The sequence below is a fragment of the Streptococcus sp. 1643 genome, from assembly GCF_006228325.1.
In the GTDB taxonomy this organism is placed as follows: Bacteria; Bacillota; Bacilli; order Lactobacillales; family Streptococcaceae; genus Streptococcus.
In genome coordinates, this window is record NZ_CP040231.1 from 1,400,815 (window position 1) to 1,427,029 (window position 26,215).

The 26,215-nt window shown below is 40.3% G+C and carries 20 protein-coding genes and 2 pseudogenes; 11 read left to right on the plus strand and 11 right to left on the minus strand.

Features of this window, described 5'->3' with window-relative positions; all coding sequences use genetic code 11:
- The first annotated feature begins 25 nt into the window (after positions 1-25).
- Complete coding sequence (locus tag FD735_RS07415) at positions 26-808, plus strand: DUF4037 domain-containing protein (protein ID WP_125414432.1); 783 nt, start codon at positions 26-28, stop codon at positions 806-808.
- Between the two features lie 286 nt (positions 809-1,094).
- Here FD735_RS07415 and FD735_RS07420 read toward each other — a convergent pair whose 3' ends face one another.
- From FD735_RS07420 to FD735_RS07435, 4 genes are all read right to left on the minus strand, one after another.
- Positions 1,095-2,117 (minus strand): YdcF family protein, encoded by a 1,023-nt coding sequence (locus FD735_RS07420; RefSeq protein WP_125414433.1) that lies wholly within the window; start codon positions 2,115-2,117, stop codon positions 1,095-1,097.
- Between the two features lie 67 nt (positions 2,118-2,184).
- Positions 2,185-2,622, minus strand: a complete 438-nt coding sequence (locus FD735_RS07425) for an Rrf2 family transcriptional regulator (RefSeq protein WP_125414434.1) — start codon at positions 2,620-2,622, stop codon at positions 2,185-2,187.
- 164 nt (positions 2,623-2,786) lie between these two features.
- On the minus strand, positions 2,787-3,728 hold the full coding sequence (locus FD735_RS07430; protein ID WP_125457561.1) for a hypothetical protein: 942 nt from the start codon (positions 3,726-3,728) through the stop codon (positions 2,787-2,789).
- A 163-nt stretch (positions 3,729-3,891) separates the two neighbouring features.
- Complete coding sequence (locus tag FD735_RS07435) at positions 3,892-4,743, minus strand: metallophosphoesterase (RefSeq protein ID WP_000161111.1); 852 nt, start codon at positions 4,741-4,743, stop codon at positions 3,892-3,894.
- A gap of 195 nt (positions 4,744-4,938) precedes the next feature.
- Here FD735_RS07435 and FD735_RS07440 point away from each other — a divergent pair, with 195 nt between their 5' ends.
- The 4 genes and pseudogenes from FD735_RS07440 (at position 4,939) to thrS (ending at position 8,151) form a co-directional block, all read left to right on the plus strand.
- Positions 4,939-5,313 carry a hypothetical protein gene (locus tag FD735_RS07440; RefSeq protein WP_001246988.1) on the plus strand — a complete coding sequence of 125 codons (375 nt, stop codon included), beginning with the start codon at positions 4,939-4,941 and terminating at the stop codon, positions 5,311-5,313.
- A 73-nt stretch (positions 5,314-5,386) separates the two neighbouring features.
- A pseudogene (locus FD735_RS09955) lies at positions 5,387-5,574 on the plus strand (hypothetical protein).
- Positions 5,571-6,197, plus strand: a complete 627-nt coding sequence (locus tag FD735_RS07450) for an AAA family ATPase (RefSeq protein ID WP_139658862.1) — start codon at positions 5,571-5,573, stop codon at positions 6,195-6,197. The pseudogene FD735_RS09955 and the gene FD735_RS07450 overlap by 4 nt, the downstream one beginning before the upstream one ends.
- Positions 6,198-6,207: 10 nt before the next feature.
- Positions 6,208-8,151, plus strand: a complete 1,944-nt coding sequence (gene thrS, locus FD735_RS07455) for a threonine--tRNA ligase (protein ID WP_125389116.1) — start codon at positions 6,208-6,210, stop codon at positions 8,149-8,151.
- Positions 8,152-8,363: 212 nt separating this feature from the next.
- Here thrS and FD735_RS07460 read toward each other — a convergent pair whose 3' ends face one another.
- The 4 genes and pseudogenes from FD735_RS07460 to FD735_RS07480 form a co-directional block, all read right to left on the minus strand.
- Positions 8,364-9,413, minus strand: coding sequence for a DUF389 domain-containing protein (locus FD735_RS07460; protein WP_049484801.1), 1,050 nt, complete (start codon positions 9,411-9,413; stop codon positions 8,364-8,366).
- Positions 9,414-9,742: 329 nt separating this feature from the next.
- Positions 9,743-9,993, minus strand: a pseudogene (locus FD735_RS09960) (hypothetical protein).
- A 164-nt stretch (positions 9,994-10,157) separates the two neighbouring features.
- On the minus strand, positions 10,158-11,132 hold the full coding sequence (locus FD735_RS07475; RefSeq protein WP_139658863.1) for a sensor histidine kinase: 975 nt from the start codon (positions 11,130-11,132) through the stop codon (positions 10,158-10,160).
- Positions 11,125-11,802: a response regulator transcription factor gene (locus tag FD735_RS07480; protein ID WP_139658864.1), complete on the minus strand. Its 678-nt coding sequence runs from the start codon at positions 11,800-11,802 to the stop codon at positions 11,125-11,127. The genes FD735_RS07475 and FD735_RS07480 overlap by 8 nt, the downstream gene beginning before the upstream one ends.
- Positions 11,803-12,123: 321 nt before the next feature.
- Here FD735_RS07480 and FD735_RS07485 point away from each other — a divergent pair, with 321 nt between their 5' ends.
- The 3 genes from FD735_RS07485 (at position 12,124) to FD735_RS07495 (ending at position 14,745) form a co-directional block, all read left to right on the plus strand.
- Positions 12,124-12,693 (plus strand): TetR/AcrR family transcriptional regulator, encoded by a 570-nt coding sequence (locus FD735_RS07485; protein WP_033605317.1) that lies wholly within the window; start codon positions 12,124-12,126, stop codon positions 12,691-12,693.
- An 87-nt stretch (positions 12,694-12,780) separates the two neighbouring features.
- On the plus strand, positions 12,781-13,557 hold the full coding sequence (locus FD735_RS07490; RefSeq protein ID WP_139658865.1) for a ferredoxin reductase: 777 nt from the start codon (positions 12,781-12,783) through the stop codon (positions 13,555-13,557).
- A 111-nt stretch (positions 13,558-13,668) separates the two neighbouring features.
- A complete protein-coding gene (locus FD735_RS07495) occupies positions 13,669-14,745 on the plus strand; it encodes a DUF2974 domain-containing protein (RefSeq protein WP_139658866.1) in 1,077 nt (358 codons plus the stop codon).
- A gap of 82 nt (positions 14,746-14,827) precedes the next feature.
- On the opposite strand, the gene FD735_RS07500 is transcribed toward FD735_RS07495, so the two are convergent.
- A complete protein-coding gene (locus tag FD735_RS07500) occupies positions 14,828-20,350 on the minus strand; it encodes a YSIRK-type signal peptide-containing protein (RefSeq protein WP_139658867.1) in 5,523 nt (1,840 codons plus the stop codon).
- 614 nt (positions 20,351-20,964) lie between these two features.
- Between FD735_RS07500 and FD735_RS07505 the strand changes: the two genes are divergently transcribed.
- Complete coding sequence (locus FD735_RS07505; RefSeq protein WP_139658868.1) at positions 20,965-21,594, plus strand: MBL fold metallo-hydrolase; 630 nt, start codon at positions 20,965-20,967, stop codon at positions 21,592-21,594.
- A 103-nt stretch (positions 21,595-21,697) separates the two neighbouring features.
- Here the strand turns inward: FD735_RS07505 and FD735_RS07510 are convergent, their stop codons facing one another.
- Together FD735_RS07510 and FD735_RS07515 are read right to left on the minus strand one after the other, a co-directional pair.
- A complete protein-coding gene (locus FD735_RS07510; RefSeq protein ID WP_139658869.1) occupies positions 21,698-22,462 on the minus strand; it encodes a hypothetical protein in 765 nt (254 codons plus the stop codon).
- A gap of 88 nt (positions 22,463-22,550) precedes the next feature.
- Positions 22,551-24,443, minus strand: coding sequence for a M13 family metallopeptidase (locus tag FD735_RS07515; RefSeq protein ID WP_139658870.1), 1,893 nt, complete (start codon positions 24,441-24,443; stop codon positions 22,551-22,553).
- Between the two features lie 179 nt (positions 24,444-24,622).
- On the opposite strand from FD735_RS07515, the gene FD735_RS07520 reads away from it, so the two are divergent.
- Both FD735_RS07520 and FD735_RS07525 read left to right on the plus strand, forming a co-directional pair.
- Entirely contained in the window at positions 24,623-25,345 is a 723-nt protein-coding gene (locus FD735_RS07520) for a metal ABC transporter ATP-binding protein (RefSeq protein WP_000619170.1), read from the plus strand.
- Positions 25,342-26,190, plus strand: coding sequence for a metal ABC transporter permease (locus tag FD735_RS07525; protein ID WP_000559774.1), 849 nt, complete (start codon positions 25,342-25,344; stop codon positions 26,188-26,190). The genes FD735_RS07520 and FD735_RS07525 overlap by 4 nt, the downstream gene beginning before the upstream one ends.
- The last annotated feature ends 25 nt before the right edge of the window (positions 26,191-26,215 follow it).

Sequence of the window (26,215 nt, forward strand, 5' to 3'; positions counted from 1 at the left end):
AAACCATAAAGCAAGGAGAAAAATCATGATCCACGAACTTTTCAAAGAATTCTCTCAACTGGAACAAGTAGAAGCTATTGCTCTTAGTGGTTCTCGTGCAGGACAAACCTACGATCAAAATTCTGACTATGACGTTTATGTCTATCTCAACGCTTCTATTGATGAGGCGACTCGCCTCAAAATTTTGAGCAAATACTGCTCCTATATGGAAATTGGAAACCAGTTTTGGGAGTTAGAGGACGACTGCGTACTAAACAACGGTATCGAAATCGAGTTGATTTATCGTTCGCTAGAATCATTTGAACAGGAATTGAACTCAACCGTTTTTCAGCATCAAGCCCAAAATGCCTATACAACTTGCATGTGGCATAATCTACTCCACAGCAAGATTCTATATGACCCGAATGGACACTATGCTTCTCTCCAAAGAACCTACCAGATTCCCTATCCACAGGAACTCAAAAAGCATATCATCGAAAGGCAACTCCTTTTGCTAGACCAGGCCATGCCTGCCTTCTCTCACCAAATAGAAAAAGCTATCAAGCGTCAAGATCTACTCAGCATGAATCATCGTACGAGTGAGTTTTTTGCTTCCTACTTTGACTTGTTATTTGCGCTCAATGAGCAAACCCATCCTGGTGAAAAACGAATGCTGGAGTACGCAAAGGCCCATTGTACTCTCCTCCCTAAACAATTTGAAGAAACTATTCGCAAGTATTTCCAACTACTCTACCAACCACAACAAGGAGAACAAGCGGTCGTGACCTTACAAACCATCCTGAACCAACTAAAGGCCATTTTGCCATAAGTAAAAAATGAAATGTGAACCTCTGTTGCTGTTCACATTTTTATTTGTCGTTGACTGTAAAATTCTAGTCTACTCATATTCAGTTGCCTATTTTTGACTCTCTCTGAAAATCTGCAGCTAGGTTGGAAATTGTTCAATTGATTGACGAGCAATTATGAAACCGTTCCAAAAACCGCACTCACAATCACTTACCCTGCTCTTTCATTACTAGTGACAATTTTTCCCTTAGGGTTACTACAAGATTTTTTAGAGATTCTAACAAGAATTACAATATGAATTTTACATATTACCATAGAACACCTCTATAGGAGAAAATCAGAGCTAAAATTAATAAAATATAGAAGGCGAGAAAAAGCCATCTCATCTTCACACATAGAGCAATGTATTCTCTGATAAAGGCCGATGGGATATAGTAGGCGGCTGTACGGCAACCAAGACCATCTCCCTTCATCCCAATACGGCGAGCATAGGTACTGGTACGAAAAACATGGTAATCATTGGTCACAAAGAGAAAACGTGGTCTGGCCACCAGCTTCTCTCCCATTTCTTTTGAGAAGAGAAGATTCTCATAGGTCGTCGTTGAGTCTTCCTCTAGGAGAATCGCTTCTCTCGGAACATCCGTCTCTTCCAGCAAATAATTACAAATTGCCTGAGCCTCGGAAATCTTCTCATCCCCACCTTGACCACCACTTGCGATGATTTTAACATTGGGATTGAGAGACTGGTGATAAGCTTCTACTGCCTTGTCAATGCGACTCTTCAGTAAGGGAGTGACTTTTTCTCCATTCAACAAGCCTGCTCCGTGAATGATAATAAAATCATAATGTTTTTTCTTAGGAATGAAAAGATACAGAATGGAATAAAGCAGAAATCCTGCAAAGGCAAAACCAAAAATCAAATACGAATAAATCAAAAAGAAAAAGATAATATTCACTAGATGATTGGTGTAAAACAAGCCCTTGGTATCGCTCACTCGAATCGCCATGATTACAAAAAAGAATAGAATCACACACCCTAGCCCCAGAGACAAATAATTTGCCTTGGATTTTCCTTCTTTTCTCAACAATACAAATCCGTTATAAATCAGAAAAAAGCCACTTAGAAAAACTAAAAAAGGCAGCAGGAGAAAAATCCCTGCAAAGAAAATCATGTGCACTTCTTCCTGCCCAGCTTCGTAAAAAAGATTGGCAATGGACATATAAGAAAAGAGCAGAGACAAAAGCAAGAGAGCTGGATTCCAGAGACTGCGATTGTCCCTTAAAAACGAAACGAGAAAAAGTAGGACAAAAAATCCTGTGATAAAGTACATAGTCTCCTCCTTTGATGACTACATTGTACCATAATTATAGCAATAGAAAAAGAGAACCTTAGTCCTCTTACTTAGAGAGTTTATTCTGAGCATCTGCTACAACCTGAGCCAGACTTGTCTGACGCAGTTGGTTCTCCATAGCTGCTTGAACATCGAACAACTTTTGGTCCAAGACTGCATGGATATTAGCACCAATTGGGCAATTAGGATTTGGATTGTCATGGAAACTAAAGAGCTTACCAGATTTTCCTAAACACTCTACAGCTTGGTAGACATCCAACAAACTGATATCCTTAAGGTCTTTTATTATCTCAGTTCCTCCCGTACCACGAGCAACTGAAATCAATCCTGCTTTTTTGAGTTGCGATAAAGTCTTACGGATAATGACTGGATTGACTCCGACACTAGCCGCAAGAAAATCACTGGTTACCTTGCTGTCTGTATCCTGCATTGCAATAATAATCATCATATGAGTCGCAATTGTAAATCGGCTTGAAATTTGCATCTTCTTCTCCTTTCATTGATATTTTATTCATCTTTTCCCGTATAAACATTATACCGTTTTTGGTTTTCCTGTCAAATATTATCGACTGATTACCTTTTCCATGCAAAAAGTCCTGTATCCCTCTTGGCAACCAGAGCGGTAGAGGGCATACAAAGACTTATTTTTTATGCAATTTTACGGACAATCCCTTTTGTTTTATGACTTGACCAAACCGAGCTGATAGACGCCCCAGCACCAACTAAGGTAAACACAGCTAACATAGCTAGATTATAAAAATAATTTTTTGGGAAATCACCGTTAAAGATTAATTCATTCACCGCTCGGAAAGCAAAGGCAAACTCAACCCCTAGTTTGGAAACGACTTCCATCGCCAAATCAATTTGATTCACTAGAAAGACAGTAATCACCATCCAAATAGAGGAAATTACAATCCCCTTTCGAGATACCTTTCTTCCAAGGATTTCATATCCTTTAATGGTACAAATCCCCAGAACAATCCCCGCTACCATAGCTACATAACCTAGACGAGCGATAAATAGAGCAACTGCTCCACCAATCAAGGCTCCAAGCAACGCACCAACTGCTCCAAGAAGAACATTTTCCTTTTGATTTTGATAAGAATCCACCTCAATCTGAAGATTGCTCTTCAGCAATTGATAGCTTTCCTCATTGATAAGGAAAATTGAATCACCTAATTGATAGAGACCAACAGGACCCTCCTGACCACTGTAGGCACAGACTTGGACGAAATGATGGGTTTCAAGGAATGCAACGAGGTCTGTTATGAGCGTCTGTAACTTTTCAATTGTTTTTGATTTGCGCATGGCACCTTTTACGACAAAAGAAACAAGGTACTGATTGATAGACAAGGTCGACAAGTTTGGAAGAGATTCACTCTTAAACTCATCCCAAACCAATTCATTTTCTTCTGAATCCGCAGGATTACCATTCAAACTCACACTGACACAAAGTCGAAACTGATTTTTCACATCAGTTTCTTGCAGGAAAAGTAAATAGCCTGACTGCGTGCCATAAATACTACGCGAATCTTCGTCAAATTGCAAGCCCAACTCCGAGGCAATGGCGTGTAACTCTTCTGGTTTCATTATCTGTCTCCTCTTATTTTGAATATCAATTAGTATGAGATTCAAATTAGTTATATTCCGTTATTCTAACATAAATTTGAGAAGCCGTCAATTCGTATCCAGTTCGACTTATCGCGAAACAGCAGCAGTCACTAGACTATCTGATTTCTAGCTAGAAGTCCTCTTAAAACCAATCTTTCTTGTCTCTTTCCATCCAGAGTTCAACATCCTGATCATAACCTTCTTGTTCACTAATCTGACCTAACAATTCATGGTTATGAGTGTGGTGAATTCCATTTACCAAACTTTCATAGTAGACCTGGAAATAGGGGAGCTTCAAATCTTTAGCCAACTGCAATTCAGTTTCCACATCATAATCCACACGACGAAAATCAACATCAGACAAACCTGCCTCATCAAACTCTAAGATCATATACTGGGCCCGCAGGTCCTTACGCAACTTCGCATCTAGAAAGAAAGGTTGTCCAATGGAACCTGGATTAAGAATCAACTGTCCATCACTTCCATAACGAAGCAACTGTTGATGAATATGGCCATATACTGCGATAGAGGCGTGTGGATTCGTGACCAATCTATCAAAATCTTCTTGTTTTCCCGTATGAATCAATTCTCTACCCCAGTTTTTATCAGGGAGATGGTGAGTGATTCCCACCATCAAATCACCAAACTGACGATGAACTTGCATGGGTTGATTATTGAGGTCTTCGATTTCTTCAGGGCTGACCTCCTCTAAGATGTACTGACTTTGACGCAGGAGATAACGATGACTCGCTATTGTAGGATCTAACTTGCGATGCAGACCTCGCCAGAGACTATTCTCCCAATTTCCCAGAACTCTTACTGTAATAGGCAAGCTAGCTAAGAGGTCCAAGATCCTTCTACGTCCTGTCCCTGGCATCAGAATATCCCCTAAAAGCCAGTACTCATCTACCTCTGCAGCTTTAGCATCATCCAGTACAGCTTCCAAAGCTGTCGTATTTCCATGTATGTCTGAAAGAACTGCTATTTTGGTCATTCTTTCTCCTCATTCTCTTACTTCTTTTGTTAGTATTATAACAGAAAACACTCGAAAAGATCACTATCACTGATCACTGGATTAAATTGTAAGAGCTTCTAAATCGTGCTATAATATAAGTAGAGATTTCCCCTTCATTTAGGATTATGTGGTCTACAATATCTCTCAATTTTTCCAGATTGGAGGACTATTGCCATGCGGAATTATCTTAAGTATATCCCATACTACCTTGTCACTTTCTTTTTTTACTGGCCCCTCTATGAGCTCCTCTCTCTACTCATCTCTGACCCATATACACTGAAGGGACTGTACATTTATAACATCATCCTCTTCTCACCTCTGGTAACCTTTATCGTATCGCTACTTTATAGCTATCGATTTCATTTCTCACTTTGGTGGCTACTCGGTATTGGTCTGCTCTATTGCTTTACCATCATCACCTTTGGTGAGTTCATCCTACTTTACTTCCTAGCCTATGAACTCTTTGCCCTACTTGGGTTGGCTGCTGGTGTGGGGATCAAGCATGTCTTCCAGCGAGAGAAAAATAAAAAAATTATACAAAAACCTTGAAAATTCTCGCAATCATGCTATAATAATGCATAGAGACAAGTCACTTAGTCCCTTTCTACTAGAGAGTGCGTGGTTGCTGGAAACGCATAGAAAGCCTAAACTGATACTACTCTACTGACTTTTATGCAAACATAAAACGGTGGCCACGTTAAAGCCAATCAGAGGTGTCCCTCTTTTTTGAGGAACATGAATGAAGGTGGAACCACGTTGCGACGTCCTTTTAGGATGTCGTTTTTGTTTTGTCAGAAGGAGGAAGAATGATGCTTTATATGATTGGCGGATCGCCTTGCAGTGGAAAGTCAACAATTGCCTCACTTCTTGCTAGACAGTATCAACTACTTCATATCAAACTGGATGATTTGGTAGAAAAGATGATGAGTCAAGCAAGTGAAGACTCACAGCCAATTTGCCTTCTTAGGCAGGATAGAAATCCAGAACAAATCTGGATGAGAAATCCAGAAGAGATGGCAGATGAAGAATGGCGCTTTTATGAAGAGATTTTTCCTTATGTAAAATCTTACTTGATAAAGAATCAAAACAGACCTCTCTTGGTGGAGGGAGCAGGACTTTTGCCTCACTTGGTAAAGAAGCTTGAATGTCCAGCATCTTCCTATCTATGCTTGACTCCGACAGCTGATTTTCAAAAAAAGCATTATATACAGAGAGAATGGGTTCCTTATGTCTTAGAGGGTACAACCAACCCCGAGCAAGCTTTTGAAAACTGGATGCAACGAGACATTCTTTTTGCTCAAATGGTTCGTAAGGAAGCGGTGCTATTAGGCTATCCTAGTCTCGTAACAGATGGTAGTCAATCAGAGAATCAGACTGCGGAAGAAGTTGCTCGGCTCTTAAAATTGTCCAACAAAAATAGAATAAATATTTAAGGAGAAAACCATGATTAAGATTACTTTCCCAGATGGCGCTGTTCGTGAATTCGAATCTGGCGTTACAACTTTTGAAATTGCCCAATCTATCAGCAATTCCCTCGCTAAAAAAGCCTTGGCTGGTAAATTCAACGGCAAACTCATCGACACGACTCGTGCTATCACTGAAGATGGAAGCATCGAAATCGTGACACCTGATCACGAAGATGCCCTTCCAATCTTGCGTCACTCAGCTGCCCACTTGTTTGCCCAAGCAGCTCGTCGCCTTTTCCCTGATATTCACTTGGGAGTTGGTCCAGCTATTGAAGATGGCTTCTACTACGATACGGACAATCAAGCTGGTCAAATCTCCAACGAAGATCTTCCTCGTATCGAAGAAGAAATGAAAAAAATCGTCAAAGAAAACTTCCCATCTATTCGTGAGGAAGTCACTAAAGACGAGGCGCGTGAAATCTTCAAGAACGACCCTTACAAGTTGGAATTGATCGAAGAACACTCTGAGGACGAAGGCGGTTTGACTATCTACCGTCAGGGGGAATACGTGGACCTTTGCCGTGGACCTCACGTCCCATCAACAGGCCGTATCCAAATCTTCCACCTTCTTCATGTAGCAGGTGCTTACTGGCGTGGAAATAGCGACAACGCGATGATGCAACGGATTTACGGTACAGCTTGGTTTGACAAGAAAGACTTGAAAAACTACCTTCAAATGCGTGAAGAAGCTAAAGAACGTGACCACCGTAAACTTGGAAAAGAGCTTGACCTCTTCATGATTTCACAAGAAGTTGGTCAAGGACTTCCATTCTGGTTGCCAAACGGTGCGACTATCCGTCGTGAATTGGAACGCTACATTGTCGACAAGGAGCTGGCTTCTGGCTATCAACACGTTTACACTCCACCACTTGCTTCTGTTGAGCTTTACAAGACTTCTGGTCACTGGGATCATTACCAAGAAGACATGTTCCCAACCATGGACATGGGTGACGGGGAAGAATTTGTTCTTCGTCCAATGAACTGTCCACACCACATCCAAGTCTTCAAACACCATGTTCACTCCTACCGTGAATTGCCAATCCGTATCGCTGAAATCGGTATGATGCACCGCTACGAGAAATCTGGTGCCCTCACTGGTCTTCAACGTGTGCGTGAAATGTCACTTAACGACGGTCACCTCTTCGTTACTCCAGAACAAATCCAAGAAGAATTCCAACGTGCCCTTCAGTTGATTATCGATGTTTATGAAGACTTCAACTTGACTGAATACCGCTTCCGTCTCTCTCTTCGTGACCCTCAAGATACTCACAAGTACTTTGACAACGATGAGATGTGGGAAAATGCCCAAACCATGCTTCGTGCAGCCCTTGATGAAATGGGCGTTGACTACTTTGAAGCTGAAGGTGAGGCAGCCTTCTACGGACCAAAATTGGATATCCAAGTTAAGACAGCTCTCGGAAAAGAAGAAACCCTTTCGACTATCCAGCTTGACTTCTTGCTTCCAGAACGTTTTGACCTCAAATACATCGGGGCTGATGGTGAAGAACACCGTCCAGTTATGATCCACCGTGGAGTTATTTCAACTATGGAACGCTTCACAGCTATCTTGATTGAGAACTACAAGGGTGCCTTCCCAACATGGCTTGCCCCACACCAAGTAACTCTCATCCCCGTTTCTAACGAAAAACACGTAGACTACGCATGGGAAGTGGCTAAGAAACTCCGTGACTGTGGTGTCCGTGCTGATGTGGATGAACGCAACGAAAAAATGCAGTTCAAGATCCGTGCTTCTCAAACTAGCAAGATTCCTTACCAATTGATCGTTGGTGATAAGGAAATGGAAGACGGAACTGTCAACGTTCGTCGCTATGGCCAAAAAGAAACACAAACTGTCTCAGTCGATGACTTTGTTCAAGCTATCCTAGCTGATATCGCTAACAAATCACGTGTGGAAAAATAAAACGATCACTGTCTGAGAAACATTTTTCAGTAAGAAAAAGCAACAACTGAAATAGTTGTTGCTTTTTTATATTTTATTTAACCTGAGCTAGTCGTGATTGGTCAAACCACCACAAATGGTATCCTCATCAACAATCCTTTCTATCCACTAACTGTTGGATATAGGATATCCTCCCAAGATTTGCTTCCTCGAGTTAGAAAAGTTCAATATCCTCAATCCTTGTCTGCTTCATTTTCTTTTACGAGATCTTTTTGTGAATCTTTTTCAGAGAGTTTTTGATCGATATACTTGTTAATGTTTTCATAAAATTCCTTGGTCATCTCACTATCTAATTTTGTCGAATTATGGACTTGATTGACTTTTAATTGAACAGATTGAATACCGTAAGAGGCTTGTTTTTGATGGAGCGTTTCTAATTCTTCTTCTGAAATCGGATCTCCAACAACTGTCAAGACCAATTCATTGTCCCTAGACTTGTAGACTTGATTAATGACCGTATGATTAGAGAACTCTTTTCCTACAAACTGTTTGATCCCTTCTTTTCGCGCTTGATCTATCGTCAGAGTGACTGCTGAATAACTGGCTGGAAGAACCAATAATACAATCAAGGATATCAAGCCAATTTTCATTTTAATGTTTAGCTCTTTAAATGAACTTAAGGGAGATTTTCTCATCAAAATTCTTGTTCCAATAATGTTGGCTAGCATGATAAAGACACAGTTGATCAAGAAAAGATAGAGAGCCCCAAATAAAAATCGTACATTTCCGTTAGCTAAACCATATCCTGCAGTACAGATAGGTGGCATCAGAGCTGTTGCAATGGCTACTCCTGGCACGATATTGTTTGCTTCTTTTTTCCTTGACCCAATTACACCTGCTATCCCACCAGCAATAGCAATGAGAACATCCCAAATGGTTGGAGAGGTTCGTGCAATCAACTCGCTACTTGCATAAGATAAGGGGGAAATCCAGAAATACAAAGTCGAGACAAGCAAACTGACCAATACTTGAGTAAATAAAACCTCTAAAGATTGCTTGATTAAACGCGTATCAAAAATAGCTAAACCAAATCCGAGTCCAACAATCGATGTCATAAGAGGGGAAATCAGCATGGCTCCAATAATGACAGCTGTTGAATTCATATTTAAACCTATAGAGGCAATAAAAATCGCACACATCAAAATCACTGTATCTCTTAATCGAACATGAAGATCATCATATAATTTCTCACGATATTCACGTGTTGAATAATTTCCAGTCATTGGTTACTCCTTTTATTTCATATAATCTTGTTTCTGCTTAGATGGTGGCAGAGAGACTTCTTTTCAATTTTACATATTTTAATTCTCACCTGTCATTCTTTTGAAAATAATCCTTTAAATATCCATCAGTCCATCCTTGATATTATATCAAAAATTTTACAGTCTTTCTCCAACGAAATCTATCAATTGAACAGATAGAGAAAGGAAGAAATTTTTGTTTCCTTATCCGAAAAAGAAAAATACGGTATCTCCTCTGAAAGAAGATGCCGTTTTAATCTTTAAACATGATTGGTGTGTTCGACAATCCATTGCTCCATTTTTATTTTCAATCAGAAGCCATAGTTCCCAAACGTGATGATGGTTAGAAGAAACCCCTTGATCCAGTTGCCGAACAGTTGTTTTCCAGTCCCGTCAAAGTATAGACGTTGACCATCTACTACCGTGTGTTTGGTTTTCAATTTTGCATCATGCAAACCGCCCAAGGTGTTGCGTTCCCCAAGGTAAGCCTGAAAATTATGGCTACTAAGATAGAGTATCCACTATAATCTAGGATTCCTCCGTCAAAATAATTTTCTTTCATTTTTGCCTCTTTTATTGTTTGACTATATTCTAGTTGTTTCCTAGTGTAATATTTTTTACATCTGGACAATCTTACAGTAACTTCTAAACGTTATCATGAAAATAGAGATATAGACTAGAACAAAAATTCCACAGATGGATAAGGTTATCATCAACTATGCTTGCTTACTCAATCATCAGATTCCTATTGGAAAACTTGATGCGAACGGTTGTTCCTATCCCAACCTCAGACTCGATGCGAATCTGGTGGCCGAGTTCTTCAGAAATTTTCTTAGATAGGTAGAGGCCCAGTCCAGATGATTGCTGGGTTAGACGACCATTGTAGCCTGAAAAGCCACGTTCAAAGACTCGGAGAACATCGCTGTTTTTAATCCCGATTCCCGTATCTTTGATACAGAGCTCCTGACCTTCCATATAAATCTCTAACCCACCATCTTTGGTGTATTTAAGGCTATTTGAAAGGATTTGTTCAATGACGACCAACAACCACTTCCTATCAGTCACGATAATTTTGTCAAGGTCATGGAGATTGAGCGTCAGTCCTTTTTGGATAAAGAAAAGGGCATACTTACGAACCACTTCCTTCACCAGATCCTCCACTTGAACCTTTTCAAATACTAAGTCATCGTGGAAGCTTTCCAAACGAAGATACTGCAACACCAGATTGGTATAGGAGTCAATCTTGAAGATTTCCTGTTCCAGTTGCTGCTTGACCTCCCGATCAGAGACTTCTGCCACTAAAAGTCGACTAGCCACAATGGGGGTCTTGATCTGATGAACCCACAAGGTGTAGTAATCCAGCAAATCCGTCAGCTTGCTCTGAGCCTCAGACTTCTTTTGATACAATTCAGATTCACGCTCTTCGAGCTTTTCTGCTAGCGCACATTCTAGAGGAGACTTGGGGTCTCGCTCAGCATAGAGTACTTCCTGCCGGTAAACCTGAGCTTCTGCAAAAATATCCCAAGCCAAAAATAAGAAGGTCAAAAAACTACTGAGCAGAAAGAAATAAAGAAAATAAGTTCCTAGACTAGCAAATAAAAACTGAAAGAGAAGGACGAGAAAGCCTAATGAAAAAATATAGGTAAAAACGCGACTGCGAGAACGCAGATAGGCTAGACAAAATGATTTCCAATCAAGCATGTTTCAGTCCGTATCCTATCCCTTTCTTGGTTTCGATAAAGCCTGCTAAACCTTGCTCCTCCAACTTTTTGCGCAGGCGAGCAACATTGACAGACAAGGTATTGTCATCGATGAAAAAGTCGCTATTCCAGAGTTCCCGCATCAAGTCATCACGCGCCACGATATTGCCAGCATGTTCAAACAAGACCCGCAAAATTTGAAATTCATTCTTGGTCAAACTCAGAACTTTCCCCTGATAGTGCAGGTCCATAGACTTTGTATTGAGGATCACACCCGCATACTCCAGCAGACTTTCATCCCGCCCAAATTCATAGGAACGGCGCAACAAGCCCTGAACCTTGGCAAGGAGCACCTGCTGGTCAAAAGGCTTGGTCACAAAGTCATCTGCCCCCATATTGATTGCCATGACGATATCCATCGCTTGATCTCTCGAAGACAGAAACATGATAGGTACCTTGGAAATTTTACGAATCTCCTGGCACCAGTGATAACCATTAAAGAGTGGCAAACCAATATCCATGAGGACCAAATGAGATTCTGACTGAACAAAAAGGCTCAATACTTCCATAAAATCTTCTGCCAAAACGACCTCAAACCCCCACTCAGAGAGCAGTTTCCCCACTTGTTGTCGAATAACTTGGTCATCTTCTACTAGTAAAATCTTGTGCATGCGCTCCTCCTTTGCTATTTTTCAAAGTATCAAAACCCTTCATATCAGATTTACGGATCAGTATCTCAGACTGTTTAGCAGCTATTTCCCAAATTCAGATCAGAAAACAGATGCTAAATAGAGAACATTCCCACTGATATCATACCTTATTTTTAATTATAGTTCCAGCCTTATCCTATATTTTCCTTTTTGTGCTCATTTAGTTAGCGTTTCTTTAACTTATTTAATAGATCTAGCCTTCTTATTGACAAGCAATCCATGATTTGTTAGAATATGAATGAACAAATAAATTTATTCATTCATGAAAACTAAGGAGGTTAAATCCTATTGGACAAAAAACAATCTTTAAAAACAGCAGCCTATGAAGTTTTTTCAAAAAAAGGTTACAAGGCAACAGGTATTTCAGAAATTGCTAGGCAAGCTGGTGTTGCAGTTGGTTCTTTTTATAACTATTACGAGAGTAAAGAAGCCATTTTTCTAGACATCTATATAGATGAAAACAACCGCGTTCGCCAAGCTATGATCGAAGAACTGGATTGGGAAATTGACATGATCGACCTCATTGGTCAACTATTTGCTCAGTCCAGAACTCTCGTTTCTTCCAATAAAATCCTTGCAGAATGGTACAATCCTGCCATCGCAGATGAGTTGCACAGCTACTATTCCTCGGAAGAAGGCAAAGTCGCAAATCCTTTTCATCAGTTTCTAGTTAAAACTTTTACAAATCGCATGCAGGCTGAAGGGTACTCGCCAGAAAAGATTCAAGATATTTTACAGGTTTATAATCTGTTTTACTATATGGATATGCATATCACGGAAAAAGATTTTCCAGATATTGGCAAAACTGTTGAAATACTTGCAACCAACTTCATAAAAGGAGTTCTAAAATAAAGAAAATGGTTTTCTTTATTTTTTGGAAACAAATGAATGAATTTATTTTTTCGTTCATTCAGTGATTAAAATTAGGAGTCATAAAAAATGAAAAGAGGTAAAAAAATGTTTATTATCATTCTATCAACACTTGGAGCTCTATGTATTATAACTTGGGGTGCCATCGCTTATCTTGGACGAAGCCAGACATTATCGATAAAATCCATCGAAAACCCCAGCGGAGATCTGTATTTAATTCACATCACAAAACCGAGTCATCAAAACTGGAAAGCTGGGGCTTACGCTCAGTTTAAGCTCCCCGATACGTCGTCCGCTGCTAGGAAAAACGGAGCTAAGGGAGAGCAGACCAGTCGATGGCTAACCATTGCCTCCACACATGATGAAGATGAAATCCTCATTTTAACGCATAATAGTGGTAGCCACTTTAAGGAAACCTTGACACATTTACCAGCTGGAAGTGAGATTGAGATGAGTTGGCTGGATTCCTCTTTGACTGCTAAAGATACGAATCAGCCACTAGTTTGCTTTGCATCTGATGTCGGAATTTCTGCTCTACGCCCCCTTATCAAAGAATGGGCTGGTAAATGTCCGATTATTCTCAACCATTTTGACAAAGGAGTTACTATTTTCGATAATGAGATGAAAGAACTGACTCAAAAAACACCGAATTTTACTTATAAAACGAGCGATGAACTTTCTCAAAGTCAAGAATTTTTAAAACGTGCTATTGATGAATACGGCAATCAAGCCAGCTATCTCATCACAGGTCAGCCTGATGATGTAAATGAGATGAAGAATTTTTTAAAGGAAAATGGGATTGATAGTAAAAACATACAAATAAGCTCGTTTAGAGGTTTGAAATAGGAGCAATCTATCTTCTATGTATTTCAATCAAACCCTACTAGGTCATTCAAACAAGCCCACTAGCTAATTCTAGGTAAATGTGATAGGATAAACATAGAGAAAGGAGCTTTTATGGCCAATATTTTTGACTACCTGAATGATGTAGCATACGATTCCTTTTATGACCTCCCCGTAAATGAGTTAGATGTTCTTGCCTTGACTGAGTTGACCTATCTTGCTTTTGATGATATAGTTACCCAAGAACCACAGCGTCTCATTGACTTAGCAACTCAGATCCCTAGAGAAACGACGATGTTGACCAATAAAAACCGTCTCCAGTTGTTGGATCAGCTCACTCAACACAAACGCTTTAAAAATTGCAAGCTCTCAGACTTTATCAACGACATCGATCCTGAATTGCAAAAACAGTTCGCAGCTATGGCTTATCGTATCAGTCTCGATACCTATTTGCTTGTTTTTCGTGGAACGGATGACAGTATCATTGGTTGGAAAGAAGATTTCCATATGACCTATATGAAGGAAATACCTGCTCAAAAACATGCCCTCCAGTATTTAGAGGACTTTTTTGCTCAACATCCTAACCAAAAGGTGATTCTAGCAGGACATTCAAAAGGGGGCAATCTAGCAGTCTATGCTGCTAGTCAACTTGATCCAAACTTACAGAAAAACATTGTAGCTGTCTATACTTTTGATTCCCCTGGGCTTCACAAGGAACTAACCGAAACACCTGGCTATCAAAACATGATGGAAAGAACGAAAGTATTTATTCCACAAGGGTCTATCATCGGGATGATGCTGGAAATTCCGGATAAAAAAATCGTCGTTCGAAGCACCGCCTTAGGTGGCCTTGCTCAGCACGACACCTTTAGTTGGCAGGTTGAAGACAATCACTTTGTCCAACTAGACGAGACCAATAGTGACAGCCAGCAAGTCGATACTACCTTCAAGGAATGGGTTGAGACGGTCCCTGATACTGAACTGCAACTCTACTTTGACCTCTTTTTTGGAATTATTCTTGATGCAGGCATCTCCTCTATCAACGATCTTTCTTCCTTCAAGGTCATTGAACACATTCACCATCTCTTTGTCCAAGCTCAATCCCTCACTCCCGAAGAAAGAGAAACCATGGGACGACTAACCCAACTCTTGATCGACACCCGCTACCAAGCTTGGAAAAATCGAGAATAGACAAAAAACCAACTAATCTAACGATTAGTTGGTTTTTTGTTTCAGAAACTAATGGATACTACTTAGAATCTCGAGTATAGAATTAGTCTTCTTTTTTCTTGCGAGACACAAGTCCAAATCCGCTCATCAAACCAAGTACTCCTAGAGCTGCCAAAGCTGCATGATCTTCCGTACCAGTATTAGGTAATTCTTTGGTTGCTTTAGTAGTTGGAGATTGCTCAGTCGGTTTTTGTTGAGGGGCAGTAACAACTTTTTCGTAGACATGTTCTGTGTCGCCGTTTGGAAGTTTCTTAGTCTCTACGAAGCGGTAACCTGGAATATCTTTCTTAGGTTGTTCACCGTCTTCGCTTGGATGTCCTGGAATGTCATTGCCTTCCTTATCCTTATGACTAGTCTTAACCTTCTCATAAACGTGTTCTGTGTCGCCGTTTGGAAGTTTCTTAGTCTCTACGAAGCGGTAGCCTGGAATATCTTTCTTAGGTTGTTCACCGTCTTCGCTTGGATAACCTGGAATGTCATTGCCTTCCTTATCCTTGTGACTGGTCTTCACTTTTTCGTAGACATGTTCTGTGTCGCCGTTTGGAAGTTTCTTAGTCTCTACGAAGCGGTAGCCTGGAATATCTTTCTTAGGTTGTTCACCGTCTTCGGTTGGGTGGCCTGGAATTTCATTGCCTTCCTTATCCTTATGACTAGTCTTAACCTTCTCATAAACGTGTTCTGTGTCGCCGTTTGGAAGTTTCTTAGTCTCTACGAAGCGGTAGCCTGGAATATCTTTCTTAGGTTGTTCACCGTCTTCGCTTGGATGTCCTGGAATGTCATTGCCTTCCTTATCCTTATGACTGGTCTTCACCTTCTCATAAACGTGTTCTGTGTCACCGTTTGGAAGTTTCTTGGTCTCTATGAAGCGGTAGCCTGGAATATCCTTCTTAGGTTGTTCACCCTCTTCGGTTGGATGACCTGGAATGTCATTCCCTTCCTTATCCTTATGACTAGTCTTCACCTTCTCATAAACGTGTTCTGTGTCGCCGTTTGGAAGTTTCTTAGTCTCTACGAAGCGGTAGCCTGGAATATCTTTCTTAGGTTGTTCACCGTCTTCGGTTGGGTGGCCTGGAATGTCATTGCCTTCCTTATCCTTGTGACTGGTCTTCACCTTCTCATAAACGTGTTCTGTGTCACCGTTTGGAAGTTTCTTGGTCTCTATGAAGCGGTAGCCTGGAATATCCTTCTTAGGTTGTTCACCCTCTTCGGTTGGATGACCTGGAATGTCATTCCCTTCCTTATCCTTATGACTAGTCTTCACCTTCTCATAAACGTGTTCTGTGTCACCGTTTGGAAGTTTCTTGGTCTCTATGAAGCGGTAGCCTGGAATATCCTTCTTAGGTTGTTCACCCTCTTCGGTTGGATGACCTGGAATGTCATTCCCTTCCTTATCCTTATGACTAGTCTTAACCTTCTCATAAACGTGTTCTGTGTCGCCGTTTGGAAGTTTCTTAGTCTCTACGAAGCGGTAGCCTGGAATATCTTTCTTAGGCTGTTCACCGTCTTCGGTTGGATGTCCTGGAATTTCGTTCCCTTCCTTATCCTTATGACTAGTCTTCACCTTCTCATAAACATGTTCTGTGTCGCCGTTTGGAAGTTTCTTAGTCTCTACGAAGCGGTAACCTGGAATATCTTTCTTAGGTTGTTCACCGTCTTCGGTTGGAATTAATGTATTCCCCTCAGTATCTACAAATGAAGTAATTGGACGTACAGTTGGTGTGTATTTTGCAGTTATTTCTGTTCCGTTCTTATCAACTCGTTTGACTGTAACTCCTGAAGCCTTCCCAACAAAGTCTTTTTCTGGTGTGAAAGTTACCACACCATTTTCATCAATGGTATAAGTTCCTTCTCCCGGAACAACTTTCTTAGTTGTGCCATCATCAAAGGTTGGTTTAACATTTTCATCAATTTCAACAGTCTTCTCTACACCGTTTACTTCAACTTTACCACCAGTAAAAGTTGGTGTACCGTTTTGTGTTTGTCCTTTAGGTCCTTCAGACTCATCATCTGTAGAAGTTGGTTTAACAGGTATTACAGTTGGAGTATACATTGCTGTAGCAGTTGCTGTAATATCCGTATCATTAGCATCTTTTCCTAATTTTGCAGTAAGTGAAACTGTGACAGGTATAGCTGTACCGGTAAATGTCTTCAATGGAACAAAAGTTACTTCACCTGTTTCATTATTAATTGAGTAGGTACCCTGACCATCAATTGTTAGAGTATCAACAAATCCACCTGTTTTTGGATCTACTAACTTAGCAGGCGAAGAAGCACTTGGTTTTACTGGTGATCCATCTCCAACAGATGTAAAGATTGGAGTTTCTTTTTGAGTAGCACCTTGAATATCAGTCGAAGTCACATTATGTCCTTCAATCGTATCAGTTACTGTAATATGGTAGGTTGTTGTAGCAGTTGATGAGCCAGCCCCATGATCCACACCAGATTCAGTTCCACCTATTGTAGCATCTGTTGTGTAATTGCCATTACTATCAATAACGTCAACTGTTACTGTATAGACTCCCACTTCACTCAGTGTATAACCACTAGCAAGATTATAGTTGTTTGCATCTTGTTTAGTGTCATAAACCTTCTGAACTCCTGAAGGAGATGTTACTGTAATACGAGTAATGTAAGTTGTTTTTCCGTACTTAGTATCTTCTGCATCAGAGATTGTCACTGCAGCTTTTGCTTCATTACGGAGATCTACCGCAGTTCCTTTAGTAGAAGTATAATCTTGTGAAGTTGCTGTTGGTTTTGTATTTACTACAGTTGCCACATCAGTATTTGTTGCAATCGTCCCTCTAATAATACCACCAAACCCTGACTTAGTATGAACTTCCCAAGAGTCATTTTCAAGCTTAGTAGCAGTCACTTCAGTTCCATCAGATGACGCCCAGGTATTTGAATGTTTATCGTAAGTGACAGTTACTGACATTCCATCTCCTACCTGATTAGTATTCTTAGAAACATAAATCGTTTCTGGACGAGTTGGCGTTTCTACACTTGTCACTTTCCCAGTGCTATCAAGCTGTCGAATGTACTCATAGATATAAAATTTCATACCACCGTCTTGCTGAGCTTCTGTGTACACTTGACGTTTAGTCCATCTTGTCGTACCATCACCATTCAGTGTTTTACTTTCAGCATAGTCGCCAGGTAACTCCCAGTGTCCGGTAGCCTTATTAAAAGTAGCAGTATGTTTTTGCCCATCCGTTCCATTTAACTCAACTTGTTCACGTAAGAAAGTTCCCTTAACATTTTCAGCAGATGCTTCTACTTTGATATTATCAACACCAACTTTGGCAGTTGCCTCTGATGTCACAGGAATATTAAAGACTGTATCGGAATCTACAATACCTAATTCTTGATTTTCAGAAACAGCTGTGTTGGTTGAAGCACTGTCTACGAGCCATTTGCCATTAACTGCTTTTAGATTGGTTACAGTACCATCAGGCATTGTTACCTTAGCACTTGATGCACCTTTAGAAATTTTTACTGGTACAACTGTTGAGTAAGTTTCAACGTTTTGAACCTCAACCTTTGGTTTCACGACTAATGTTACAGTAGCATGTGCTTCTTGTCCAGATTGGTTCCAGACATTATTATTAGCCAATTTATCATAATCTTTTGCAAATACGGAGACTGTGTAAATTCCTGCTTCAGTTAATTTTCCAGAAATGATTCCTCTCCCCATATTCGTTTGATCAGCAGCTTGCTCATCAGAAGTACTGTTTGCAACACTATAGCTAGTACCTGGAATTAGGACTTTAGAATCATCTAATTGTTCACCAATGGTGTTATATCCTGAAACTCCTGTCACTGCTCTAGAAAATCTTTGAGGCACTCTTACAACTTTTCCTTCAACCGTCGTGTAGTTATAAGTTCCTCGACTATTTGCTGGTGTTGCACTAGCACCTGATTCGTCATAGAATTGAATGTTTACATTAGCATCATCACCTACTTTACGATCATAACGCTCAGAGTCTGACTTTATTTTAGGAGGTGTGCTATCTTGCCACCCGACCCAACCAGCACGAAGATTCTGAATTTGGAAAGTTACTGTTCGACCATCTGTATTGGTCGCAGTAATATTAAATCGTAAATCATAAACTCCATTTTCAATATCCGCTATAACTTTTCCTTGAATTGTGTCTGTTTCTGAATCGTATGTCAATCCCGGCACAAGGTTAGTTGGGGTTACAGAGGTAAGACTCCAACCAGCTTGCTTAGCATTTTCAGAAACAGCGATACGATCTTTCAAACCTTTAATATAAACTCTGTCAACTCCGTGTTCATACCCATAGCCATAAATTTCTGTAGCTAGGTATTCATAACCACCGTTAGCAGAGTATATTGACGTCGCAGCGTTTGAAATTCTTGACCCATCCGCACGGAGTTTATTTCTCCAAAGTGGTGCTTCTTCAGCTAACTTTTTAGCGGCATCAGGGGTTAATGGATAGTCTACACGTCCTTTGTTGTTATGACCAGTTTTTCCGCCTTGTTCTGTATGCATCCCATTTCCAGCATTGGTATCTTCACCAGTCCGTTGATTAGAATAGACTTCAATCTCTAGCCCTGTAGCATCAGTACCCGTAATTAATTTAATTTCTTGTACCGGAATTGTATAGGTATCTTTACCAGTATGATTTGAAGCGTTTGTTTCTGATGCATGAGTTGTGTTAGAACCCTCTTCGGCATAGAAATCTTGAGCAGCCAAAGCGACTCCAAAGTTTCCATCTTTTCCGATTCCTGCTTTTTTTAGTTCATTATATACTGCAAGAATTGACTCGTTCAAACGTGACAATTGTTCATTGCCTTGTCTAGCTGTAACGCTATCCGTAACTAACACTTTTTTAGCTTCCGCAATAACTTCATTATTATTAGCTATCGCTGCCTCAATTGCCGCTTTGTTTTCAGCCTCAAGCTTATTTTTCCGGACTGCTTCATCTGCAAGAACATTTGTCACTTCCGCTTCTGACGTGACCTGTTCCAAAACCTTTTTAGATTCTTCTACAGCTTTTTCTGTAGCAGTGGTCGCCACTGGTTTGACTGCTGTAGTTGCTGCTGTTTCCTCAACTTGTTTCCCAGCTTCGTCTGACTCAACTACAACTGTAATCAAAGCTTCAACTTTAGCATGCTCTGCATCGATATCAGCCTGTTTTGCAGTTTCGTTTGCAAGAACTGCCTTTGCCGCAGTCAATACTTCATTTGCAGTAGCTATCGCTGTTGCATCAGCTTTCTTTGCAGATGCAATCTTCGCTTCTAACTCAACTACTTTTTTAGTCAGAGCAGTCTTATCAACTTTTTTAGTCTCTACTACTTTTTCTGACACCTTAGCTTCAGATTTCTCCGCCGTTATAGTTGACTCCGAATCCTTTGTTGCTACTGGTGTTGTCGTTGCCACTGTTGCATCTGCACCTTGTACTTCCGCTGCCGATACCGCACCATTACCTAGGAACATCATCAAACCGGCCGCAATTGCCACCGACGCTGCCCCAAAGCTGTACTTCCGAATGCCATAACGAATGTACTTCTCCGTTCTAAAATCCTGTTGCTTACTCTTCATAAGATACACAACCTCCCTATTTTTATTATGTTGATATTGAAATATAGAAAAACAAAATTTCTTTCTCTCCTTAAAAAGGCTTTTAAATTTTGATATTTCAAAAGGATTATATCCTCATATTCAATATGCATATTCATACTAACATTTTTTTATATCTTTTTCAATAACTTTTTAAATTTTATTCAAAAAAATAATAATATTCAAATTATTTGATTCATAAAACTCTATTCAAATCCTTTATTTACAGCATGTAAACCGTATCTTTTTTACTATATGAAAATTAATAAAATACTTCTTAATGTATCAAACTATTGTATTTATATTTGGATACACTTCGCAAATATTATTTTTTAACATATTTTATTTATAATTATAACTATAAAATCTAAGTGCATTCTCAATAAAAGAAACTGTATTTTTATCAGTTATTTCTTATTTATTCTATGTTCTTATTACCATTCAACTAAAAATATAACAAGTCTTCTCACAGCAATTTCCTTCTTTTTTAATATAAATCAACCAACCTTGAATACAAAAGTGGGACTTTCTTTTCACTTTATTTCTCTCTTCTATGCTATACTTAGTTTAGTACATTCTTTGAGATTGGAGCCAGTATGAAAATCCATAAAACCGTGAATCCCGTTGCCTATGAAAACACCTACTACATAGAGGGAGACCAACACCTGATTGTAATCGACCCTGGTAGCCATTGGGAAGCTATTCGAAAGACTATTGAGAAAATCAACAAACCAGTCTGCGCGATTCTCCTGACCCACACCCACTACGACCATATTATGAGTCTGGACTTAGTTCGCGAGACTTTTGGAAATCCTCCAGTTTATGTAGCAGAGAGTGAAGCTAGCTGGCTTTATACACCTGTAGATAATCTCTCTGGTCTCCCTCGTCACGACGATATGGCAGATGTGATCGCAAAACCAGCAGAACACACCTTTGCCTTTCATGAAGAATACCAGCTTAAGGAATTTCGTTTTACAGTTCTACCAACCCCAGGGCACTCTATCGGCGGCGTTTCTATCGTCTTTCCTGATGCCCATCTAGTCTTGACTGGAGATGCTCTATTCCGTGAAACCATCGGACGGACAGACCTTCCTACAGGTAGCACGGAACAACTCCTCCATAGCATTCAGACGCAACTCTTCACCCTTCCTAACTACGATGTCTATCCTGGACATGGTCCAGCTACGACTATCGCTCACGAAAAGACCTTTAATCCCTTTTTCTAACAAGCAAAAAACCAAGGATAATTTCCTTGGTTTTTTGTAGCTTCTATTTTTATGTTAATATTTGCTCAGAAGAATCAATATTGACTAGAAAAGTAATTCAAAACTAATTAGCCGGATTCAATTCTTTCCAACCAATGTTAGACAAATCAAGCTTTTCAGAAGAAATATCTAAAACTTGCTCTGCTTTTTCGTTGCCACCGATTTGAATAGTTGCTTCTTTAATCTTCTGCACTCCATTTTTATCAAACGAATATAGAGCCAGATTCATTTCTGGACGAGTTGACTGCCAGTCTGCATAAGAGACTTGACCGTTTTCATAAATATCAAATCCTGAGCGAAAACCACCTGCAGAAGCTATATATGCTGTGTGAAGTAAGCTAGGTTTTTGATTTTCCAAATAATAAATAGCTGAAACAAATTTTTCATCGCCAATAAGCAACTCGTCTTGACCATCCTTATTCAAATCAACAATTGCGTATTTCCAATCGGTTGCATTATGATAATCCATTCGAGAGAAAACTAGGCCATATTCTTCTGAAGTAATCTTATCTTGTTTATTTTCCTTGTATAAATCTTCTCTATTACCTTGTTTTAAAAGGTCTGTAAAGTGATTATAGCGTTCAATCACTTCTTTATATAAATCTTGTCCAGTTCCTTTCTTATTTTCAGCAGTCGATTGTGATTCCTTGGTTGACGAGTCACTAGTATTTTCAGCCTTTGCTTCTGTTGATACACTAGTCTTATCGTCTTTGGAGACAGATGATAGTGCAGATGAAGGTTCTGTATTGTTCCTATCTTTATTGAGACCACAAGATGCTAAAACTGAAATCGAAAGAATAGCTGAAAGCGTCATTAAAAATTTCTTCATGTTAACCTCGGTAGTATTGTATTATCAGATGGATAAACTTTAAAAATGAATTATTAATCCCAAGATGATACTTGGTTAAGGACTTACTTTACCAAATAATCACACGGTCTTCTGGTGAACGCCACATACCGTCTCCTTCTTTGACATCGTAAGTTGTAAAGAAGTCATCGAAGTTTGGCACTTGAACATTGACTCGGAGTTTAGCAGGCGCGTGCACGTCGACACTGGCCATGAGTTTCATCAACTCTGGACGGCCTTTCATGCGCCAGATACGAGCAAAGTTGTGGAAAAATTCTTCAGCTGAGAAGTCTGGTTCTCTCTTGGCTGCTTCAAGGGCTGCAGCAATCCCGCCCAAGTCAGCAACGTTTTCTGATACAGTTAGTTTTCCGTTGATTCTTGCACCGTAAGATTCTTGCCCATCAAACTGGTCGATAACTTTCTGCGTTTTTTCTTTAAAGGCAGCATAGTCGCTTTCTGTCCACCAATCCTTGAGACTACCATTTTCATCAAAGGACGCACCATTTGTGTCGAAGGCATGAGAGATTTCATGGGCAATAACAGCACCAATACCACCGTAGTTGGCAGAAGACGACTGATGCAAGTCATAGAATGGAGCCTGTAGAATGGCCGCTGGGAAGACAATCAAGTTCTTCTGAGGATTGTAGTAGGCATTGACCATATGAGCTGGCATGCCCCACTCCTTGTAGTCAACTGGTTGATTCCACTTGCTCCAGCTGTGCTTGATTTCCACACGCGCAAAGGCTAGGGCATTCTCAAAGAGACTGGCAGTTTCATCCACTACCTTGTCCTTGTAGCGTTCTGGCAATTCCTCTGGATAACCGATATAAGGCTTGATGACATTGAGTTTGACAATGGCCTTATCACGCGTTTCAGGAGTGAGCCAGTCGTTCTTAGCCAAGCGTTCCTTATAAACGTCAATCATTGTCGCTACTTTTTTCTCTACGTCTGCCTTGGCTTCTGGAGAGAATTTTTCATGCGCATACCAGAGGCCAAGAGCCTGCTTGAAAGGACCTTGAGCCAAGTGATAGGCTGCCTTGACCTTGTCCTGAGCTTCTGGAACACCTGAAAGAGCACGACCATAAGCACCTGACAAGACACGAATCTCGTCTGTGAGATAGCTTGTTGAGAGATTGACCACAGCTAATATCAAGGTTGCCTTAAGCAAAGGCCAAGCTTCTTCACTATAGAATTGCTCTGCTGCTTGCCAGAAACGTTCCTCATCTACGATAACCTTGTCTGGAGTCTGTCCAATCACTGCTTGGAAGAAATCATCCAAAGGTAGGGCAGGGGCAAACTTTTTGAAATCTTCATAAGCGTATGGATGGTAAAGTTTGGCATATTCTGAACTTTCTTCGTTAGAAAGCACCACAGCTGCGATACGACGGTCCAATTCCAATCGTTTCTCTAATAAGTCTGCGATTTCCTCATCTGAAAAATCATAGGCTTTGAGTAGATTCGTTGTACTTTCCTTCCAAAGAGTCAAGAGCTCCTCACGCTGAGGATGGTCTTCAGCGTAGTAAGTCGTATCTGGCAAAATCGTCCCTGGTGCACTGGCCCAGAGAACATTGGTTCTGGCATCCATAAAGTCTGGCGATACACCAAATGGAAGGAAGTTTGGTTTACCAGCTAGTTCGAACTCTGCCAGTTTGCTAGTAAAATCTGCAAAGCTCTCCAAATCTTGGTATTCCTTGAGCATTGGCAAAACAGGCTTGATCCCATCAGCTTCTCTCTTGTCAAAATCACGTACCATACGATGGTACTTAACAAAGTTTGCGAGGATGGCATCCTCTGGAACATCCTCACCTGCCAACCACTTGTCCGTAGTTGCTAGCATCAACTTTTCAATTTCCTCGTCAAGGTCAATAAAACCACCTGTTCGAGATTTGTCAGCTGGAATGACAGCTGTTTTTTCCCATTCACCATTGATTGCATCATAAAAATCGTCTTGATAACGTGTCATCTTGTTCTCGCTTTCATTTTTTCACTTATTCTTAGCTTAGCAAAAAACACTTGGGAATGCAATTAAAAATGGTTTCTCTTTTTACTTCATTTTTCAGTTATTATTTTAAATTTTTCAAAAATTAACTTGACTTAATTTTTTTTTTAAGGTATATTAAAAGGCAGGAGGAATACAACTGTATGATACGTATCGAAAACCTCAGTGTCTCCTACAAAGAGACGTTGGCACTAAAGGATATTTCACTAGTGCTCCAAGGACCAACTATTACTGGAATTATTGGTCCAAACGGTGCTGGAAAATCAACTTTATTAAAAAGTATGTTGGGAATTATCCCACATGAAGGTCAGGCCTTTCTCGATGACAAAGAATTCAAGAAATCTTTGCATCGGGTTGCCTATGTCGAGCAAAAAATCCATATCGACTACAATTTCCCTATCAAGGTCAAGGAATGCGTCTCTCTGGGACTCTATCCATCCATCCCACTCTTTCACACCTTAAAAGCCAGCCACTGGAAAAAAGTGGCAGATGCACTTGAAATCGTTGGACTCTCAGACTATGCTGATCGCCAAATCAGCCAGCTCTCAGGCGGACAATTTCAACGTGTGTTGATTGCCCGCTGTTTAGTGCAGGAAGCTGACTATATCTTTCTAGATGAGCCATTTGTCGGGATTGATTCGGTTAGTGAAGAGATTATCATGAACACGCTGAGAGACCTTAAAAAAGCTGGTAAAACAGTTCTCATCGTGCATCATGACCTCAGCAAAGTCCCCCATTATTTCGATCAAGTTTTGCTTCTCAATAGAGAATTAATAGACCTTGGTCCGACTAAAGAAACCTTTACCGAAGCCAATCTTAAGAAGGCCTACGGTAGCAAACTCTTTTTCAATGGAGGTGAGCTATGATAGCAGAATTTATCGATGGATTGCAACATTTCCATTTCCTACAAAACGCCTTGATAACAGCTATAGTCATCGGGGTGGTTGCTGGAGCTGTGGGATGTTTTATCATCCTACGTGGAATGTCTCTCATGGGGGATGCCATTTCTCACGCAGTTTTGCCCGGCGTAGCCCTTTCCTTTATCCTGGGAATTGATTTCTTTATTGGAGCCATTATCTTTGGCTTGATGGCTTCCATCATCATTACCTACATCAAGGGAAACTCTATCATCAAGAGTGACACTGCCATTGGTATTACCTTTTCATCTTTCTTAGCCCTAGGTGTCATCTTGATTAGTGTTGCAAAGAGTTCGACAGACCTCTTCCATATCCTTTTCGGGAATATCCTCGCTGTCCAAGATACGGACATGTGGATCACCATTGGTGTGGGGGCATTGATTCTCTTGATTATCGGGATTTTCTTTAAACAACTATTGATTACATCCTTTGACGAGCTCCTGGCTAAAGCCATGGGAATGCCTGTCAATTTCTACCACTATCTGCTCATGGTGCTCTTGACCCTTGTGTCAGTCACTGCCATGCAAAGTGTTGGAACCATTCTTATCGTGGCCATGTTGATCACCCCAGCTGCGACGGCTTACCTTTATGCGAATAGCCTAAAGAGCATGATTTTTCTTTCATCAACCCTAGGGGCAACCGCTTCTGTTTTGGGACTCTTTATCGGCTATAGCTTCAACCTCGCAGCAGGATCCAGCATCGTGCTCACATCCGCCAGCTTCTTCTTAATCAGTTTCTTTATCTCTCCAAAGCAACGATACTTGAAACTAAAAAATAAAAAAATCAATAAATAAGGGGAGACCCTTTCTGGAGGAATCT